The 3003-nt window shown below is 37.2% G+C and carries 4 protein-coding genes; all 4 read right to left on the reverse strand.

Annotated elements, in window-relative coordinates:
* Positions 1-280: 280 nt before the first annotated feature.
* Positions 281-1324, reverse strand: a complete 1044-nt coding sequence (locus tag CD126_RS06130) for a sensor histidine kinase (RefSeq protein WP_103370195.1) — start codon at positions 1322-1324, stop codon at positions 281-283.
* Positions 1325-2008 (reverse strand): response regulator transcription factor, encoded by a 684-nt coding sequence (locus tag CD126_RS06135; protein WP_103370196.1) that lies wholly within the window; start codon positions 2006-2008, stop codon positions 1325-1327.
* Positions 1983-2444 (reverse strand): DoxX family membrane protein, encoded by a 462-nt coding sequence (locus CD126_RS06140; RefSeq protein ID WP_411912621.1) that lies wholly within the window; start codon positions 2442-2444, stop codon positions 1983-1985. The genes CD126_RS06135 and CD126_RS06140 overlap by 26 nt, the downstream gene beginning before the upstream one ends.
* 147 nt (positions 2445-2591) lie before the next feature.
* A partial coding sequence (locus tag CD126_RS06145; RefSeq protein WP_103370197.1) for a DM13 domain-containing protein occupies positions 2592-3003 on the reverse strand: 412 nt, incomplete at its 5' end.

The raw sequence follows: 3003 nt of genomic DNA on the forward strand, positions 1-3003 counted from the left end.
GATATGTAGACATTACTTAATTGAATACAATACGGCTTTGTAATATATAACAAAGCAACTTTTTTAGACGAACCTTGATAACAGTCAACTATTCATACATTTGTTTTTACTCTTACGAAAAAAATTTAAAAAATTTATTTCGACCTTAGTTTGAATGGGTCACTTTTCTAATTCGCGATACTGAATTGTGTGTTGAAAGAAATATTTCAACAAAGAAACCGGCAGTTATTTTACAAAACAAAAAAGAGCTACGATAATTCAACTATCGTAACTCAGCAATTTATTTAGTTTCTTCTATAATTGAAAACCTCACCGTCATCTTCGTCCCTTTTCCAAGCTCGCTTTCAACCTCTATACTTGCGCCAATCTGTTCAGCCAAAGATTGCGCAATATAAAGGCCGAGACCAGAACCACCCGTTTGGAGATTTCGAGATTGTTCTACACGATAAGTACGGTCAAAGATATGTGGGATGTCTTCTTTCGCTATGCCTATACCTTGGTCAATGACAGAAATAGAAATTTGACGTGTACCTTCTTCCTCAATTTCTACAATAATGGGCGTACCTGAATGTGAGAATTTCAGGGCGTTGTCTATCAAATTTGAAATAATTCGTTCCAAAGCGACCTTGTCTTGCTTGAAACGAGGTATCTGCTTAGGCATTCTTAAATCTAAATGGCGATGTTCTTGTTCAATACGTTGTTGATAGGTATCAAAGATAGGAAGGAGGAGCTGATCCATCTGTATAGCTGATTGAGGCCTTGAAGCATCACTTAACGTCATCACAGCAGTTAAGTCATCAAACATTTGGCTTAAGCGTTCACTCTGCATAATCAACACCTGATGTGCGTGTTTTTCCGCTTCTTCTCCTCGAATCACACTGTCCTTCAATGCTTCGGAATAGGATTTGATACTGGCCAGAGGCGTCTTCAAATCATGAGCTAAATTTTGAATCATGTGTACCTTTTCCGTTTGCTCCTCTTGAATTTGTACCATCTGATCTTGCACACGTTCTACCATATAATGAAAGGAATCGTTAAGTTCACTCAATTCCCGTGGTGTGTGAATATCAATTTTTTCTATATTAAAATGCCCTTCAGATACTTTCTGAGTTTGTAGATTCAACTTTTCCAATCGATGAATCGTAGGTACAAGGAAAGTCATCGCTATCATTACAGTGATCAAACTAGATATAAGTGAGAATGCTGTTAATACAAGCGTTTGATGAACATCGAACCACATCATTTTATAAAGAACGAGAAGGAAAAGTGTAGAAATGACGATGGAACTAATAAAAGATATGAATAACTGTTTACGTATCGTCATCTAACCCCTCCTCTGGAACTTGTAACCAAGTCCCCAAACTGTACTAATTTCGTAATCTGCATAATGATGTGCGTCTAATTTCTCACGAATTCTGTGAATATGGACATTGAGGGTATTCATATCTTCATAATATTCATAGCCCCAGACTTGTTCGAGTAAGTCTGTCTTTGATAGCGCCTCATCCACATGTGTTGCGAAGTACCAAAGCAATTCAAATTCTTTAACGCGAAAATTAATAATTTCACCTTCGACCGTTGCAGTTTTCGTCATATTATTCAATATCAGCGAACCCAACGTCAACGTTTCTTGAGTACGTGACGATTTCTTCACACGCGATAAAAGATTTTTAGCGCGAATCACAAGTTCACGAGGGCTAAATGGCTTTTTAATATAATCATCAGCACCTAACATGAGACCATAAATCGTCTCAGATTCCGTCGTCTTGACGGTGAGGTAAATATATGGAATATCGAGCTGCATCGCTTTCATTTCTTGAACAACTGCATAGCCGTCTTTCTCCGGCATCATAATATCGAGGATGAGCAAATTAACATCATTGGTCAATAACGCAATGGCCTCTTGACCATTTGCGGCCGTTGTCACCTGATAACCTTCAAATTCAAAGTACGTCTTACATATGTCGCGAATCGCCTCTTCATCATCCACGATTAGTATATGTTCCATCCTTATCAGTCCTTAGCTGTGATTTCTTAAAGAAGTGTGACAAACTCAACGTCTGTAACGTCTCTTTATTCATTAACAATATTATAAAGAAAAATAGCTGTAATGGGTACGTAAATATCATATCTGCGAGAAGATAATTTAACATGACGAATACACCAAAGAAACTTGCAGAATATGATAAAATGCCTAAAATCAACCCGAGGCCTATCGCAATTTCGCCGAGTGGAATCATCCAGTGGAATAAGTCCAATTGGTGCGCCACAACATGACTAAAGAAGAATTTATACCAGCCGGGTGAATCTTGATTCGACTGGATAACTGGCACGAGTCCATCTACCGCAAATCCTCCAGTTAATTTCTCAAACCCTTGTTTCAGAATTACTATACCAGAGCCTAATCGTATGAGTAAGACAACCACTTTCCATAATAATTTCAACATTAATACCCACGTCCTTCCTGTTATTAAAAAATGAGATAGAACTGATTGTAATGTCATCACATCCTATCTCATATCTACCGCTTACTGAGGTCAAAGTTCAGTTTCTAAATATTTAACTGCTTTTGGGGAGCAGTTTCTCATTTTTTATTTCAACATCGCATTACCGAAGACAACATGTGCTTTATCGCAATAAATCGTCACGCTATCATAGTCTTTCATATCGACATCTTTAAGATCGAAAGTCTGTTCTTTCTTGTCATACATTACTTTGTCGATTTTCATACCATTTTTCACATCGCCATTTTTCGTTAAATATACGTGTAAGTCTGGACCTTTTGAAGATTTGAAATCAGTGAGCATGAGCTTATTATCTTTAATCATCGCCTTACCTTCGACCATTTGTTTATTTTCGCCTTTAAACATGCCCTCTTTCATCATTTTGTTAGATTTTGAATCTTTCATGTTGTCTTTTTTATCCATTTTACTTTCCATCTTGTTGTCATCGGATTTCTTCATATCTTTGTCGTCGTCCATATTTCCGCATGCGCCAAGTAGT

This window comes from Staphylococcus pettenkoferi (assembly GCF_002902685.1).
Taxonomy (GTDB): domain Bacteria; phylum Bacillota; class Bacilli; order Staphylococcales; family Staphylococcaceae; genus Staphylococcus; species Staphylococcus pettenkoferi.